Raw genomic sequence first — 16,992 nt, forward strand, 5'->3', positions numbered from 1 at the left:
TTCCTTACATAATCACATCTTAACATCTTTAAAATTATACTCTACTCTAAGAATTATTTCAATATATAAAGATTATTAGGTAAATTAATAGGATATTTACTGTCTATTTCCAGTGTAAAAGATATATTTTAGATAAAAATATATTATAGGAGGTGAGTATTTTGAAGATAACAAAAAAAATAACAATATCTTTACTTATATTATTTTTAGGATTTAACTTAAATATACAAAAAACCCTAGCTTCAGATGATTTAGAATTAAATTGGTATTTTGTAAATAGACAAAATGGAGCAACTCCAGAATCTCCAAAAGAATCAGCTGGATTCTTCAATGACTATGGAGCTTATTTTGTAGGTGATACTAATTCTAAAGTAATTTATTTAACTTTCGACGAAGGTTATGAGAATGGTAATACTCCTAAAATACTTGATACTTTAAAAGAAGAACAAGTTCCAGCAGCCTTTTTTGTAGTAAAACCATATATAAAGCAAGAAGGAGATATAGTTAAAAGAATGGTTGAAGAAGGTCATTTAGTATGTAACCATACATCTCATCATCCATCTATGGCTAGTATAAAAGAGAATGAAAAATTCAAACTAGAGTTTACCGAAGTTGAAGATGAATTTAAAGCTTTAATAGGTAAAGATATGCCTAAATTTTTTAGACCACCTATGGGTAAATACTCTAAGAACTCATTAAAGAAAACTCAGGACTTAGGATATAAAACTATTTTTTGGAGTTTTGCATATAAAGATTGGTTAGTTGATAATCAACCTGTGGAAAATGTAGCAATAAAAAAAATAGTAAATGGTGCTCATCCAGGATGTATAATGCTATTGCATGCTGTATCTGACACTAATGCTAAAATATTAAAAAATGTAATTCAGGAGTTAAAATCTCAAGGATATGAATTTAAATCATTAAATGAATTGCCATAAAAAAATATAGTCTCCTTTGAGACTATATTTTTTTAGGATAAATTATTTTTTCTACTTCATTAAGTAAATTGATTTTTTTTGCATATGAATCATTTATAATATTATTGCATTTATCTTCTATTTCAAAAATAATATCCTCAGTTCTTAAATAATTTAAATTTACCTTGACATTAATTATAGAACTTTCAATGGCTGAATGTAACAAACTAATTGCAACACCTGCATCTGATATTAAATTCTTATTTCCATATCTTATAGCAAAATCAATATTATTATAAAATTTTAAACATTCTTCAGCTAGTTCTAAAGGACTTTCCATTGCCTTAATAGTGAATTCTTTTATTTTATCTTTTCTAAACTTAACTTCTTCCTCTGTAGATTTAGGTAACTTATAACATTCCATTAATCCCAAGAAGTCTTTTCTATCTCTTTCCATAAATTCTTGAGATAATTTAATAAAATCATGTGTCTCGTCATGTAATCTCAACATATCTTCTTTTTCTTTATCGCTGAGATTTTCATAAACTTTCTTTCCTATAGTAAGTGAATACACCATAGAGTTTAAACTAGCAGCAAGTGCTGAAACTAACGCAGCAGTACTTCCTCCACCTGGAGATGGTTCACTTGATGATAGTTCATTTAAAAATCCATCAATACTATAATCCTTAAACAGCATAATCATAACCTTCCTTCTAACAATGAATTGTATACCTCTAAAATTTCATTAGTAATTTTAATCTTAGAAAATCTTTTTATACACTCATCTCTAATTTCTTCTGGCTTATATAAATTTATATTATTCATAATATTAATCATTGCATTACCCAAATCATCAATATCATTAATTTTAACTATTAATCCATTATTAGAATTAATAATATCTTCTGCTCCTCCATTAAGAGTTCCAATAACTGGCTTTCCTGAAGCCAAAGCTTCAATATATACTACTCCAAAAGTCTCATACTTAGAAGCTAATACAAAGGCATCACATAAACTCATATAATCAGAAACCTCTTTTCTTGATAAAGCTCCTAAAAATTCTATTTTACTATCAATTTTAAGCTCCTTAGATAGGTTAATTAAGTATTCTTTTTGACTACCTTCTCCACCTATAAGTAACTTTGAATTACTATTTTTAAAATATTTGTTGAAAGACTTAATTAAAACATCCATTCCTTTTTCTCCCTCCAAAAAGGCTAATGAAAAAAAAGTAAATGTTTTGTTTTTATTTTCACTAATATAAAAATTTTCTACAGGAATTAAGTTATGTATTACCCTTATATCATTTCGTCCTGAAAACTCACTCATTTCTTTTTTCAATCCATTTCCTACTGCAATTAATACATCAGCATCTAAATAGGATTTTTTTATAAATGGTTTATAACTTTCCTTAATATATACAGCTTTATCTAAAGAAGAATGTTCTGTTATAACTAAAGGAATATTATATTTTTTTGAAATATAAGCAGCACTAATGCCTGCCCAAAAGGAAGATTGACAATGTATCAGATCTATCTTACCTTCTTTTTTTACTATTTCATTGTATAATTTATCTAATCTCTTATTGAATATATTAAACATTTTTGGATTTTTAGGTAAATAATTGAAATTCTTATACCTATAAGTTCTTAAGTTTTCTTCAATTTTAAAACTAAGTCCTATTTTTTCTTTAACTTTAAATAGTAATGTTAGAGGCCAAATTTCATTATATGCTACCGTAACTTTTACACCGCTTTCTTGAATTGCTAAAGCCTGTTCTTTAAAAAAGCTCCCATGAACTGGATTTCTTTGATTATGATACCATGAAGGTATAAACATAACGTGCATATTAATCCTCCCTTAGAATAGAATCTAACCTTTTAGATATATTTTTCCACTCATATTCTTCTATTTGATTAGACTTTTCACCATTAGTAATTTTATCACATAATTCTATTATAGAATTCTCAATAGATTCATAATTATTTTTAGAAACACTACACTTATCTAAATCATTAACCACATCAATAATTGGATCATTTTCATCTCCTAAAACAACTAATATATATCCATAACACCCAAAATAATCATATATTTTTGCCGGGATTTGTTTAGAATTTTTATTTCCAAATAATAATAATATATCTGCATTTATCATATAACTTAAGGCTTCATTATATGGAATTCTATTAGAAATTTTCACATTATCTATTTCTAATAATTCTTTTTTAACTTCATTATTATCTATATTTCCAAAGAATAAAATATTCAACTTATTATATAGATTACTATTTTCACTTTTTATCTTATTAATAGCTTTTATGAACGGTCTTATATCTCTAAGTTTTGAAAAAATTTCCCCTGCGTAAACTAAATTAATTTTTTCTTTATTAATCAACTTAGGAATTTCATTTTTTTCTATTTCTTTATATACTTTATCATCATATCCTCTAGTTATTATAAAAGTATTATCCTTTTTAAGATTATAAGTATTTATATAATCATCTCTATTAGCTTTAGTTACAAAAATATGTTTATTCGCTAGATTAACTATTTTCTTCTCATAGTATCCTTCAAATTTTCTTCTTATAAGGGTTGAGCTATCCCTTGTAGAATCCTTAAGCCAAGGATCACTCCAATAAGCTATCCATTTAAGACTTTTGAAACTTTTTTTAATTTTATAAGCACATATATGGCTTGAAGGCGGTTCGTGCATCGAAAACATAACATCAAAGTTTTCTTTTTCCATTAATCTAACTCCATATTTACTTGCCTTTATAGCCCAATATAAATACATATCTGGTACTGCAAATATTTTTTTAATTTTTCTTAATATACCTTTTATCTTTAAATTTAATTTATTAACTTCTGTAACAACTTCATTTTTTTTCTTCTTAGGCATAATTTTTTCAAAAATTATGCCTCCAGAAATTATATGTAACTTTATCCTTGGATCTAACATACTTAATATATATTCATCATAATAAATTGAATTTGGAGGAAAATTTACAGTTAAAAGATGAATTTCATTTTCTTCAAATTTAGCTAAATTATTTAAATATTGAAGAGTTTCTATAGATGCCGAATTATTAATTAATGGCGAATAACATGCTATAAATAGAATTTTCATTAACTATCCCCTCCTTACAAATTTTTCTCTAATAATACTTAACACTTCTTCAAATTCTTCTATATTAATAACCTTACATAAAACAAAGAATATAATAGCTCCTATAATGCCATCTACTAAAATAAATATAAATGAATTATTTATATTTATTAATTTATTTAAATAATAAAGTGCTACTATCATAATTGAGGAACTTATTATTACTTTAAATATTTTTAGTAAAAGCTCTCTAACATTAAAGGAACCTATCAATTTTCTAGTAGAATTCAATAGCAATATTGATATTACAAATGCTGATATGGATGTAGCTATTGCAATTCCAAGCACTCCAAAATATTTAGATAGAGTAATACTTAAAACTATATTAATAACAACTCCAATTATTCCATTTAAAGTTGTTATCTTAGTCTTTTTCATTGAAAATAAAGAAGAATTCAATATATCTCTTATTCCTGCAAAAGGTAACTGAATTGAATACCCTAATAGAGCCATCGAAGTAAGAATAACAGCATTAGAATCAAATTTTCCTCTTTCATATATTAGCTTTACAATATCATTACTTAAGAAAATAACTCCAAAAGTAATCGGTACTAAGAATATACAAATTATTACTATTGATTTACTTAAATATTTTAAAAATCCTTCCTTATCTCCTTCATTAAGTCTATTAGCCATAATAGGATAGACTACTGAAACTAAAGAAGTTGTAATAGCAGTATTTGCAAATTGTATTATTCTTTGAGAATACTCTAAAGCTGCCATGGACCCTGTAACTAAACCTGAAGCTACACTTTTATCTACTAACATATTTATAGAATTTGCACCCGCTCCAATTATTACCGGAATTATTAATTTCATCATTCTTTTAAATTTTTCATCTTTCAAATTCACTAAAAACTTTATCTTATATCCTTGCTTATATAGTGAAGGAATTTGTACCATAACTCTTAATAAATTTCCTAATACATTAGCCACAGCTAATCCAATAATGCTAACCTCCTTAAACAATATTAAATAAACAATTATAGGAAAATTAAAAAACAATCCTAATAATGATGGTATTATAAAATCCTCACAAACTTGTAATATAGATGCAAAGCAAGAATTAATACAAAGGAAAATAACATTAATTAATGTTATCCTTGTTAGAAAAATAGTCAGTGTCATTTGTTCATTAGAAAAATTAGGAACAAATATATTAACTATTTCTTTTGTAAAGATTAACCCTAAAATTATAACAAATATAGATAATATAGATAAAATATTAATAACATTATTTGCAAAACTAAACATCTCTTCTTTACTTTTATTATGTTTAATTTCACTTAACATAGGGATAAATGTAGTTGATATAGCAAGGCCAACAATCATAAATACTGATTCAGGTATAGCGACAGAAGCTACATAAATATCATAAGATCCTTCTACCCCGAAATGATAGGCAGCCAAAATATCTCTGCCAAATCCAATAACTCTACTCAAAATAGTCATCATCATAACTATAAATGTTGCTTTAAAAACTTTATTTTTACTCATAATCTACTTTTTTCCTCTTATAACAAGTAATAAAAATCTAGGGATACTCCCTAATCTTTTAATTCTCCATGGTTCTTTTAAAACCCTATATAGCCATTCTAATCCTAACTTTATCATCCATTTCGGAGCTCTATTGACCTTTTCAGCAATTACATCAAAGCTACCTCCAACTCCCATAAATATTTTACAAGGTAATTCATCCATATATCTTACTATAAATTCTTCTTGTCTTGGACATCCCATTGCTACAAAAATAGCATATGGCTTTTTCTCCTTGATTTCATTTATTATTTCAATTGGATTATTAATGTCAAAAAAACCATTTTTATATCCTGTAATGTTTATACCTGGATACTTTATTACTAAATTAGCTACACATGCCTTTAAATTTTCATCTGTGGTTCCAAGTAAATATATACTTTTATTTTCCAAAGAAGCTTTATTAATAATTTCTTTCATTAAATCTATGCCTGCAATTTTTTCTTTAACGGGAGTTTTTAAAATTTTTGAGGATATTTGAACACCTACACCATCAGGTATAATAAATGAATACTTTGATGTGAAGTTTTCAAATAATACTCTATTATTTAATCCTGTATATAAAACTTCAGGATTACCTGATATTATATGAATTTTATTAAATCCATTAATATAATTAACAGCATCTACTAAGCTATTTTTAAAAACTTTGTACCCTAATACATCAATAAAGTTATTATCTTCCATCGTATCTCCTTAATAATTAAAAAGTAAAATTATCCATAATTATAATATCATATTTACCTGCATTGCTAAAGTAATAAATACTTATAATATATAAATTGGGCTGTCGTAAGAGACAGCCCGTTTAATATTACTTATTTAGCATTTTCTCTAAATCCTTAACTATTTCATCTTCTGGATTTAATTTTTTAGCAATTTCTAAATGTAATTTAGCTTCTTCATATTTATTTAAATTTATATAACACATAACTATATTAGTGCATATTTCTACTTCCTTAGTTGCTTCAAATGCCTTTTTGAAATATTTTATTGCAGTTTCAAAATCATTTATACAAGCATAATTTATACCTAATTCAACAACTACTTCGTAAATTCCACTTTCTCTTTCTAAACTTTCATTTAAATAATATATAGCCTTTTCATAATTTTCCAATTTTCTATAAGCTACACCTAAATAATAGTAGATTAAAGGATTATTATCAAAATTATTTAATAGTTCTAATAAAATCTTTATAGTTTTATCTGGATTATCTTTTAAGTTATCAATAGCTATTTCATAATTTGAAACATTATTTATATCCTCTAATAAAACTTTTATTTCTTCTGTAACTTTACCACCTAAATTTATATATTCATTAATTGCAACTTTAGCTGCTTTATAATTATCATTATCTTTTAATACTAATGCTTTATATAGATATGCCTCTGGAATTTTCAACAAATGATCTTCACAGTATTGAATATCATTTAATAATATATCTTTAAATCCACTATCTTTTTCTCTTATGCTTTCGCCTACTAATAATAGCCTTTTCATAATATCTATATCTTTAGAATATCTATAATATCCTTTTAAAAGCAAATATCCATCAACAAGATTATTATCTTTTATTTTCTTAGCTATTATGCTTTTTATACAATTATCAGTATCTTTTATGTAAGATAATATTAATTCATAGTCATCATTAAATCTTAATTTTTCATCTGCCCCTATAGCTAAAAACATTCCTTCTATAAAATAATATATTGGTAAGTTTTTTATTTTAATCTCATCTTGAATATTATTAGTTATATAATCAGAAGAAATAGGTAAATATAACTCCTTATTATCAAAAGAAATATAACTTGGTATACCAACATTTCTTTTAAAACCCTCTTTATCTATTTCTAAGAATAATAATTTCCCTAATTTTTCTTTAAAAACTGAATTATAATCCAAATAGATTCCTCCTTTATATTGGCTTAATATACATAATACTATATATTTATAAAGCTTTCAAATCTCATTTTTAAATTCTACAAAGTTCTTTAAAATATAACTATTTATATTTTAAAGAAAAAGTGGAAGTCTATTTACTATAAGAATAAACAAATAGCTCTAGACATTCCACCAATATTAATATTAATTTAACTTTTCATTTATTAATTTAACTACTTCTTCTTTAAAGCTTTCAAGTTTTTCTTCTGAATCATTTAATCCTGTTCCTTGAACTGCTATATAAGCCTTCATCTTAGGTTCAGTTCCTGAAGGTCTAACTACAAACCATGATCCGTTATCTAAAATAAACTTAAGAACATTTGATTTTGGAAGATTTATGTCCTTCTTTTCTCCACTTTCTATATCTTCTTCAATTCTTAACTTATAGTCATACTTAGTATTAACTTTAACGCCATTAATTTCTACAAGTTTTTCGTTTCTTAAAGAGTCAATGCAGTTAGCTATTTTTTCTGCTCCTTCTTTTCCCTTTAATTCAAATGATACTAGAGCCTCTTTAAAATAACCATACTTTTCATATAAATCTATTAATCCATCATAAAGGCTTTTTCCTTTTTCCTTATAATATAAAGTCATTTCTGCAATTAACATAGATGCTATTACTGCATCCTTATCTCTTACAAAATCTCCTGCTAAATAACCATAACTTTCCTCAAATCCAAAAAGATAAGTTTTATCATTATTTTCTTTAAATCCTTGGATTTTTTCTCCAATATACTTAAATCCTGTTAAAACTTCCATAAGTTCAATATTATATGCTTCTGCTATTTTCTTAGCACCATCTGTAGTTACTATAGTCTTAATAACCACCCCATTATCAGGTAATTTTTTTTCTTCTTTTAATGCATCTAGAATATATTGAGTTAATAATAACCCTGTTTGATTACCTGTTAAAACTCTGTATTCTCCTTCACTATCTTTAACAACCACACCTATTCTATCACAATCAGGATCTGTTGCAAAAATTACATCTGGATTTTCTTCCTTAGCCATTTTTAATGCTAACTTAAATACTGCTGGCTCTTCTGGATTTGGATAAGATGCTGTTGGGAAGTTTCCATCAGGCATTTCTTGTTCTTTAACTACCGATACTCCAGTATAACCAAGTTCCTTTAAAACTCTTCTTACTGGCATATTTCCTGATCCATGTATTGGTGTGTAAATTACCTTTAAATCTTTAGCCTTAGCTTCTACTAACTCTTTTCTTATAGCTAAAGACTTTACCTTATCTATATATTCCTTATCTATGTCTTCACCAATATAAACTAATAAATTCTTTTCAATTGCTTCTTCTTCAGAGATAGTTTTAATCATATCAAAATTATTGATTTTATTTACTTCAGTTATAATAATATTTGCTTTTTCATCTGTTACTTGACCACCAAATTCATCATAAACTTTATATCCATTATATTCCTTAGGATTATGTGAAGCTGTAACTACTATACCTCCAGTACACTCTAAATGTCTTACTGCAAAAGAAAGCATTGGTGTAGGTCTTAAGTCTTCATATAAGTACACTTTAATATTATTCGCACAAAGAGTTAAAGCTGCTGCCTTAGAAAACTCCTTAGACATATTTCTTGAATCATAAGCAATTGCTACTGCTGGATTTTCAAATCTTCCATTTAAGTAATTTGCAAAGCCTTGAGTTGCTTTAGATACAGTATATATATTCATTCTGTTACTTCCTGCTCCTATAATCCCTCTAAGTCCACCTGTTCCAAACTCAAGATCCTTATAAAATCTATCTTCAATTTCTGTTTCATCTTTAATTTGTCTTAATTCATCTTTCATCTTCTCATCAATGACCCTTGATGATAACCAATCATTATATTTATCCTTATATAACATTTTATACCTCCTAAACTACTTAATAATCCAGGTAATATTATACACTAAAGAAAAAGATTTTGGAATAAAAAAATGTAAAGAGGGTAATCGTTGCATCTCTTTACATTTTTTTAATTTATTTATCTTTCATTATTTTCTTCTTCTAATTCCATAACATCACTTACAGTTTTTCTTTCATATGTAACTGAAGCAATTACCATATTTAAATCATCTATTATAGAAAGCTCCGATGCAACCTCTAAGTCTCCTGCTCTATATACATATCCATTATTACTTTCATTTATATTTATTTTTATATACTTTGGAAGCTTATCAGCTATACATTCAATCCTTATAGAATCTTTTTCTTTTTGAAGCACCATCCCTTTTTTATTTAAATAATTTTCCCCTTCATAAATAATTGGTATAGTCGAAATTATCTTATCATTATGATTTAATTCTTCTAAGTCTAAGTGAATTATTTTATGAGTAACTGGATCCCTTTGAACATCCTTTATTAATGCACTACAACTATCTCCGTCTAAATCAAAATTAATAACTCCATGTTCACCATTTTTGGATATTTCTCTACATAATTCTATTTCTCCGACCTCAAACAAAAAGTCACTTATTTTCTTACCATAAAGTATTCCCGGAACTTTACCTTCTCTTCTTAACTTTTTAGCATTATTAGATATACTTGTATCTCTCTTATTTAAATTTAGGCTATTCACAAATAACTCCTCCTATAATTCATTTTCTCTTAAGATATTGTTAACATAATTGTTATTTTTTATTCAAAATTGACTAATTTACTATTTATTAAATAAATTTAAGGATTTTATTGCATAGTTGTAATTATTAAAATATAATATTTATGTTTGTATAAAACTAATATGATAACCAATAATATTCTTAAGAAAGAGGGTGCTTTTAGTGTATAAAATGAATCAAAATGAAACTCCACTATTTAACGCATTAATGGAATATGTAAATAGAGAAACTTTACCCTTTCATGTACCTGGTCATAAAAAAGGAATTGGAATAGATAAAGATTTTAAAAATTTTATAGGAGAAAATCCTTTTAAAATAGATGTTACAGTATTTAAGCTAGTAGATAGTTTGCATCATCCTACAGGACCAATAAAAAAAGCTCAAGAATTAGTTGCTGATGCTTATGGTTCTGATGCTTCATTTTTCTCCATCCATGGTACATCTGGAGCAATACAAGCTATGATTTTATCTGTAGTAAAAGATGGTGATAAAATCCTTGTTCCAAGAAATGTTCATAAATCAGTTACTTCAGGAATTATTTTAAGTGGTGCTAGTCCAGTATTTATGGAACCTGAAATTGATAAAAAGTTAGGTATTGCACATGGAGTCACTCCTGAAACTATTGCTAAAACTTTAAAAGAAAACCCAGATGCTAAAGCAGTTCTTATTATAAATCCAACTTATTACGGAGTTGCAACTGATATTAAAAAAATTGCTGATATAGTTCATAGCTTCGATATACCATTAATAGTAGACGAAGCTCATGGTCCCCATCTAGCTTTTTCAGAAAAGCTACCTATGTCTGCCTTAGAAGCAGGAGCTGATATTTGTGCTCAAAGCACACACAAAATAATAGGTTCTTTAACTCAAGGGTCTCTATTACATGTAAAAAGTAAATATGTTGATCCAAAAAGAGTTCAACAAATAATGAATCTGCTACAAACAACATCACCTTCATATATTTTAATGGCATCTTTAGATTGTGCTAGAAGACAAATTGCTTTAGAAGGAAAAGAATTATTAAATAATGCTATAGAGCTATGTAAATATACAAGAGATGAAATAAACAAAATTCCTGGTTTCTATTGTTTTGGTGACGAAGTTTTAGGAAAACCTGGCTCTTATTCTTTTGATCCTACTAAACTTACAATATCATCTAGAGAACTTGGTATTACTGGTTTTGAGTTAGATATGATTTTATCTGAAAAGTATCATATTCAAATGGAATTATCAGATTTTTATAATGTTCTTGCCGTCGGTTCATTTGGAGATACTAAAGAAGGCATGGATATATTAATTTCTGCTCTTAAAGAAATTTCAGACGAATACTATGGTAAAAGAGAGCCTGTTCAAGATTTCTTAGATATACCTACTATTCCAAAAAAAATTCTTGAACCAAGAGAGGCATTTTATAGTGATAAAACATCTAAGCTGTTAAAAGATAGTGTAGGAGATATTTCAGGAGAATTTTTACTTGCATACCCACCAGGAATACCTGTACTTTGTCCAGGAGAAATAATAACTAAAGAAGTTATAGATTATGTTCATGATTTAAAAAGAGCAAATTTATATGTTCAAGGAACTGAAGATTCCACTGTAAAATATATAAAAATAGTTTCTAAATAAAAATCTATAAAATTAGACTTTATATATTAAAAGATAAAAAAGAAAATATCACTAACAAAACTAAATCTGTTAGTGATATCTTCTTTTTTTATTTTAATCCTAAATATTCTTCTAATGTTAAATCACTATTTTCAAAATTTTTACTATTTTCTACTCCTATATATCTAAAGTGCCAAGATTCATACATATATCCAGTAATCCATTCTTTTCCTTCAGGATATCTTAAAATAAATCCATATTTAGTACAATTTTCTTTAAGCCATTTTGCTTCATCAGTATATTTAAAATCCTCCTCTGCCCAAAGAGATCTATCTACACCACCTATGTCAAAAGCAAGTCCAGTTTGATGTTCACTAAATCCAGGCTTTGCAGAAAATGTGTCAGCTGAATCTTGTCCATAATTTGATACATAATTATTATATAGTGTATTTTGACTCCAGTAACTTCTATATGTAGAAAATGCATTTAAATAAATTCCTTCTTTTGCGGCATCTGTTTTCATTTTTTCAAAAGCTTCTCTTGCCTCTGCCTTTTCTCCTGGAACAAAATTATCAGGTAGTCCATATTCTTTGTTTACAATTAGTATTCCATTAATATATGTAGGCTCTCTTAAACTTGCATCTTCATTTGATTTTTCTTCATACTTTTCATTAATACTTCTTAAATTTGCTGTCTTCTTTGTTTCGTTTATATAATTACTTAATTCATCTAATTTACTTTTAGCTTGTTTATAATTTTTTTCTTTAAATAAATTATTATATTCGTTTATAAGATTATTTACTTCAGAAATTTCATCTTCATTGAAGTTATTTAAACCACTATCATTTATACTATTAAAGTATTCTTCCAATTCTCTTTCGTTACTAGCACTTAAATCATTTATCTTTGATTTTAATTCTGAAATTAAATTTTCTAATTCATCGCTGATATTATTAGACAATTTACCTTCTATATAGCTTATTGAATCACTTATTTTTTTTAATTCTTCATCATCACCATAAAGGTTATTATAGCTATCTTTAATGTATTTAAAATCCTGTATTGCTTCTAAATTTTCATTAAATCTTTCTCCCGCACTTACTTCTCTTTTTATTAAAGAAAAATGCTTAACTTTTAGAGGAATATATATAACTAACCACAATACTGATAAAAATAAAACTAGTTTTATAAAATTCAATTTAAATCTTTTTTTATTATTCTTATTCAAGCTTAAACCCCCATCTTTTTTTCATCTTATTGTAATATTATGGTGTATTTATTCATTTAAAATAATTTTAATACTTTCTCTTAAATTTTTATCTAATGAATATTCACTTAAATAATAAAGTTTACTATTAATATCATCATCATTTTTATCTAAAGAATAATATGTTACTGCTGCTTCTATACTTAAATTTTCATCTATTTTTGGGAAATTAATAGTTTTAGGATCTCCATCTTCTAACATCGTAATCTCTTCTAAATTTATACTTTCTTTGCCCATGGCAATGTATTTTAAAAATTTTAAATGTCCTTGAGTAAATCTTTCTGCTGCATTTATTAAGTGCTTCAATGTTTTAAATGCATATTCAATTTCACCATTTTTTATAAATACTTTATAAAAATGCTGTATCAACCCAATTACTTGATTATTATTTTTAATTTGTGACATAAATCCTAATATTATAATTTTATTATCATCATTAAAAGCAATTAAATTGTTCATTATCCAATTAACTATTTGATCTGTTTCAACTCCCTCACTAGCTAATTTACATAATAAATTAGTAGCTTTTAAATTAAGTTTAGAATTTTTTTGAGAAATCCTTTCAAGAATAGGGACAGCATTTTCATTAAAACTATATATAATCATTAATATTGAATTTTCTACTACGATTGTCCACTCAGAATCTTCAAAATACTTATTAATATATTTAGCAGGCCTATGTATTTTTCCATTTAAAAACTTTGGAATTTCACCTAGATTTTCTTCACCAATTTTTTTAGCTGCTTCCATTGCAGCAACTTTAACTTCATCAAAATCATCATATATATCTATTATTCTTAATATTTCATTATAGATCAATTCATCTAACTCTTCCTTAGTTATCTTAACTTTCTCTATTATTTCTTTAGGTTCCTCCTCTATTTCTTTTTCTTCAACTTTTAAATTTATCTCAATATTTTCATCTTTATCACTATCAATATAATCTACATTTTTTTTATTTTCTTCAATTTTTTCATCAAACTCTTCACTATTTTTATCTTTTATTCTCTTTATAAAACTAAAAATCCCCATTTTTTTCTCCTCCAAGGTCTAATTCGCTTATAATTTCAATTCCATTTTCTTTTAAAATAGTTGCAGTAATTCCTTTTCCCTCTATCTTTTTACTAGTAAAACTGCCATCATATATATAATTTACACCACAAGAAGGACTTCCTTCTTTTAAAATAGCCTTATTTACATTACTTAATTTTGCTATATATAAAGTTTCATAAGCACCCTTTAAAAACTCTTTAGTAACATCTATATTGTCTTTAGTGAAAACTTTGTCTACATTCTTTATAACACCCTTTGCTGTTCCTTTTATCTCAGCTGGTCTTCTAGGTGTTGAAAGGCCTCCTAATTGCTCTGGACATACTAATATTGCTTTTCCTTCCTTAAATAGTTTTAAACATTGTTCATTTAAGTTATTACTTCCACTATATTTACAATTAACTCCACATAAACAGCTACTTATAAGGTACATATAAACACCTCTTTTCCAATATAATTATATCACAAAAAGAGACTCTAAAAAATGAGTCTCATTATATTAATTTTATTTTAATATTATTTAAGTATTACTATTGTTACACCATCTCCGCCTTCACCATATTCTCCTAATCTATAGTCTTTCACATGAGGATGCCTTTTTAACATATTATTAATAGCTTTTCTAAGTACTCCTGTTCCTTTTCCATGAACAATAGTTACCTCTCCTAAATTAGCCATATATGCTTCATCTAAATACTTATCAACTTTATAACAAGCCTCTTCTGAATCCATACCTCTTAAATCTATTCTACTTTCAATAGATTTTAGGTTTAAATTAAGTTCTCTTCTTTTCTTTTCCTTTTTAGTAGATGTATTATTTAATTTTCTTAAATCCTTAAGCTTAACATTTATTTTCATTATACCTGCTTCAACTTGTACTTCTCCCTTAGAATCCGGCATAGAAATAATAATTACATTTTGATTTAAAGAAGGTAAATAAGCATCCATGCCTAATACAACTTTATCAATTGATTCTCCTTTATTTTCTCTTTCCTTATAAAGTGAATCTTCTTTCTTTTCTAGGCTATCTTTAAGTTTCTTTCTTTCCTCTTCAAGTCTTGCTCTCCCACCTTGAGCAATACCAAGTTTTTCAAGTTCCCTCATAGCTTTAAGTATTTCATCAGCTTCATCCTTTGCTTTAGAAATAATATTTCTTGCTTCTAATCTCGCATCACTATAGGCTTTATCCCTTACTTCATCCAATCTCTTTACTTTTTCTTCATATTTTCTTTTTATTTCTTCAGCTTCAATTTTAATTTTTTTAGCTTCTCTTGCATCTCTATTTGCTAAAATACTCTTTTCTTGTAAATCTCTAATTAAATCTTCAAATTTTAGATTCTCAGAAGATATATTTTCCTTAGCCATATTTATTACATCTTCCCTAAGCCCTAATCTTTTAGATATTTCAAAAGCATTAGATTTTCCTGGAACACCAATTAAAAGTCTGTAAGTAGGTTTTAATGTTTCTACATCAAATTCTACAGATGCATTCTCAATTCCTGAAGTTCTTAAGGCATAACCTTTTAACTCACTATAGTGAGTAGTTGCAATTATTCTTGAACCTTGACCTCTTAAGGTTTCAATTATTGCAATAGCAAGTGCAGCTCCTTCAACTGGATCCGTTCCTGAACCAATTTCATCAAATAGAACTAATGAATTATCGTCAGATTTATTAATTATTTTAACAGTATTAGTCATATGAGATGAGAATGTTGATAAAGATTGTTCTATACTTTGTTCATCACCTATATCGGCAAAGATATTTGTAAAAAAGCTTATGCTTGAGTTATCTTTAGCTGGAATTAATAATCCACTTAAACCCATTAGATGTAATAATCCTACAGTCTTTAAAGTAACAGTCTTACCTCCAGTATTAGGGCCAGTAATCATTAATGTGCTAAATTCCTTACCTAAGTAAATATCTGAAGGAACTACAATATTTGAATCTATTAAAGGATGTCTTCCTTGAATTATATCAAAACTCTTATCTTCATTAACCTCAGGGCATATAGCATTTAAACTTGATCCATATTTCCCTTTAGCAAATATAAAATCTAACTCTGTTAAAATCTTATAATTACTTTCTACAGTATCTATAACTTCATATACTCTATTGGATAAATCCATAAGTATTCTTTCTATTTCTGCTTTTTCTTTAAGCTTAAGTTCTTTAATTTCATTGTTTAAATTAACAAGACTCATAGGCTCTATAAAAAGTGTAGCCCCTGTTGAACTTTGATCATGTACTAATCCTGGAACTGAGCCTTTATATTCAGATTTAACAGGTAGAACATACCTATCTCCTCTCATAGTATACAATGAATCTTGCAGATATTTTGCATTTGCCCTAACAATAGAGTTAATTTTATCTCTAACAGATGCATTCTTTTCTTTTAAACTTCTTCTTATAGAACTTAAAGTGCCACTAGCCCTATCACTTATTTCATCTTCAGAAATTATTGACACTTCTATAACTTCTTCCAAAGATTTTATAGGAGTTAAAATATATGCTAAATCTTCTAAAATTATATGTGCAGTTTCATCTTCTCTTCTAGAAATATAGTCCTTAAATCTTCTTGAACACTTAAGCATTGCACCAATTTTAAGTAATTGACCAGCTGTAAGTATCCCTCCTTTTTTTGCTCTTTCGACTCCATCCTTTACATCATGTAATCCTTCAAATGGTGGATTCCCCTTTGTAATTAAAAGATTTAAAGCTTCATCTGTTTCCTTTAATTTATTTTTAACTTCAAATACAGTTTCATAAGGTTCAAGTTTTTCAATAAGTTCTTTTCCACCTTTAGTAATAGCATAATCTTTAAGCTTTTCTTTTATTTTATTAAATTCTAATACTTTAAGAGTTCTTATTTCCATATTATCT

14 protein-coding genes are annotated in these 16,992 nt (G+C 26.5%); 2 read left to right on the forward strand and 12 right to left on the reverse strand.

Going from position 1 to position 16,992, the window contains the following annotated elements; translation table 11 throughout:
- Nucleotides 1-185 precede the first annotated feature (185 nt).
- The gene (pdaA, locus tag ACQPVP_RS09545; RefSeq protein ID WP_430849477.1) at nt 186-938 is read left to right on the forward strand and encodes a delta-lactam-biosynthetic de-N-acetylase; all 753 of its coding nucleotides are present in this window, start codon (nt 186-188) and stop codon (nt 936-938) included.
- Nucleotides 939-960: 22 nt separating this feature from the next.
- Here pdaA and ACQPVP_RS09550 read toward each other — a convergent pair whose 3' ends face one another.
- From ACQPVP_RS09550 to ACQPVP_RS09585, 8 genes are all read right to left on the reverse strand, one after another.
- Nucleotides 961-1,620, reverse strand: coding sequence for a cyclodeaminase/cyclohydrolase family protein (locus ACQPVP_RS09550; RefSeq protein WP_430849423.1), 660 nt, complete (start codon nt 1,618-1,620; stop codon nt 961-963).
- A complete protein-coding gene (locus ACQPVP_RS09555) occupies nt 1,617-2,765 on the reverse strand; it encodes a glycosyltransferase (RefSeq protein ID WP_430849425.1) in 1,149 nt (382 codons plus the stop codon). The genes ACQPVP_RS09550 and ACQPVP_RS09555 overlap by 4 nt, the downstream gene beginning before the upstream one ends.
- Nucleotide 2,766: 1 nt before the next feature.
- Nucleotides 2,767-4,047: a glycosyl transferase group 1 gene (locus ACQPVP_RS09560; protein WP_430849427.1), complete on the reverse strand. Its 1,281-nt coding sequence runs from the start codon at nt 4,045-4,047 to the stop codon at nt 2,767-2,769.
- A gap of 3 nt (nt 4,048-4,050) precedes the next feature.
- The gene (gene murJ / locus ACQPVP_RS09565; protein WP_430849429.1) at nt 4,051-5,583 is read right to left on the reverse strand and encodes a murein biosynthesis integral membrane protein MurJ; all 1,533 of its coding nucleotides are present in this window, start codon (nt 5,581-5,583) and stop codon (nt 4,051-4,053) included.
- 3 nt (nt 5,584-5,586) lie between these two features.
- Complete coding sequence (locus ACQPVP_RS09570) at nt 5,587-6,309, reverse strand: WecB/TagA/CpsF family glycosyltransferase (RefSeq protein WP_430849431.1); 723 nt, start codon at nt 6,307-6,309, stop codon at nt 5,587-5,589.
- A 127-nt stretch (nt 6,310-6,436) separates the two neighbouring features.
- Nucleotides 6,437-7,525: a tetratricopeptide repeat protein gene (locus ACQPVP_RS09575; RefSeq protein ID WP_430849433.1), complete on the reverse strand. Its 1,089-nt coding sequence runs from the start codon at nt 7,523-7,525 to the stop codon at nt 6,437-6,439.
- Between the two features lie 183 nt (nt 7,526-7,708).
- Nucleotides 7,709-9,436 carry a phospho-sugar mutase gene (locus ACQPVP_RS09580; protein ID WP_430849435.1) on the reverse strand — a complete coding sequence of 576 codons (1,728 nt, stop codon included), beginning with the start codon at nt 9,434-9,436 and terminating at the stop codon, nt 7,709-7,711.
- Nucleotides 9,437-9,555: 119 nt separating this feature from the next.
- A complete protein-coding gene (locus ACQPVP_RS09585; RefSeq protein WP_430849437.1) occupies nt 9,556-10,149 on the reverse strand; it encodes a 50S ribosomal protein L25 in 594 nt (197 codons plus the stop codon).
- A gap of 202 nt (nt 10,150-10,351) precedes the next feature.
- Between ACQPVP_RS09585 and ACQPVP_RS09590 the strand changes: the two genes are divergently transcribed.
- Nucleotides 10,352-11,815, forward strand: a complete 1,464-nt coding sequence (locus ACQPVP_RS09590) for an aminotransferase class I/II-fold pyridoxal phosphate-dependent enzyme (RefSeq protein ID WP_430849439.1) — start codon at nt 10,352-10,354, stop codon at nt 11,813-11,815.
- Between the two features lie 88 nt (nt 11,816-11,903).
- Here ACQPVP_RS09590 and ACQPVP_RS09595 read toward each other — a convergent pair whose 3' ends face one another.
- The 4 genes from ACQPVP_RS09595 to ACQPVP_RS09610 form a co-directional block, all read right to left on the reverse strand.
- Nucleotides 11,904-13,022, reverse strand: a complete 1,119-nt coding sequence (locus tag ACQPVP_RS09595; protein ID WP_430849441.1) for a D-alanyl-D-alanine carboxypeptidase family protein — start codon at nt 13,020-13,022, stop codon at nt 11,904-11,906.
- Nucleotides 13,023-13,070: 48 nt separating this feature from the next.
- Complete coding sequence (locus ACQPVP_RS09600; RefSeq protein ID WP_430849443.1) at nt 13,071-14,093, reverse strand: hypothetical protein; 1,023 nt, start codon at nt 14,091-14,093, stop codon at nt 13,071-13,073.
- Nucleotides 14,080-14,544 (reverse strand): DUF523 domain-containing protein, encoded by a 465-nt coding sequence (locus ACQPVP_RS09605; RefSeq protein ID WP_430849445.1) that lies wholly within the window; start codon nt 14,542-14,544, stop codon nt 14,080-14,082. Before ACQPVP_RS09605 ends, ACQPVP_RS09600 begins: the two co-directional genes overlap by 14 nt.
- Nucleotides 14,545-14,627: 83 nt before the next feature.
- The gene (locus ACQPVP_RS09610) at nt 14,628-16,985 is read right to left on the reverse strand and encodes an endonuclease MutS2 (protein WP_430849447.1); all 2,358 of its coding nucleotides are present in this window, start codon (nt 16,983-16,985) and stop codon (nt 14,628-14,630) included.
- Between the last annotated feature and the right edge of the window lie 7 nt (nt 16,986-16,992).

The sequence above is a fragment of the Clostridium nigeriense genome (assembly GCF_050585265.1).
In the GTDB taxonomy this organism is placed as follows: domain Bacteria; phylum Bacillota; class Clostridia; order Clostridiales; family Clostridiaceae; genus Clostridium; species Clostridium nigeriense_B.

Coding starts and splice junctions, on each gene's coding strand:
- ACQPVP_RS09550 (WP_430849423.1), bottom strand. CDS start 1,620: ATGATTATGCTGTTTAAGGATTATAGTATTGATGGATTTTTAAATGAA.
- ACQPVP_RS09555 (WP_430849425.1), bottom strand. CDS start 2,765: ATGCACGTTATGTTTATACCTTCATGGTATCATAATCAAAGAAATCCA.
- ACQPVP_RS09560 (WP_430849427.1), bottom strand. CDS start 4,047: ATGAAAATTCTATTTATAGCATGTTATTCGCCATTAATTAATAATTCG.
- murJ (WP_430849429.1), bottom strand. CDS start 5,583: ATGAGTAAAAATAAAGTTTTTAAAGCAACATTTATAGTTATGATGATG.
- ACQPVP_RS09570 (WP_430849431.1), bottom strand. CDS start 6,309: ATGGAAGATAATAACTTTATTGATGTATTAGGGTACAAAGTTTTTAAA.
- ACQPVP_RS09580 (WP_430849435.1), bottom strand. CDS start 9,436: ATGTTATATAAGGATAAATATAATGATTGGTTATCATCAAGGGTCATT.
- ACQPVP_RS09600 (WP_430849443.1), bottom strand. CDS start 14,093: ATGGGGATTTTTAGTTTTATAAAGAGAATAAAAGATAAAAATAGTGAA.
- ACQPVP_RS09605 (WP_430849445.1), bottom strand. CDS start 14,544: ATGTACCTTATAAGTAGCTGTTTATGTGGAGTTAATTGTAAATATAGT.
- ACQPVP_RS09610 (WP_430849447.1), bottom strand. CDS start 16,985: ATGGAAATAAGAACTCTTAAAGTATTAGAATTTAATAAAATAAAAGAA.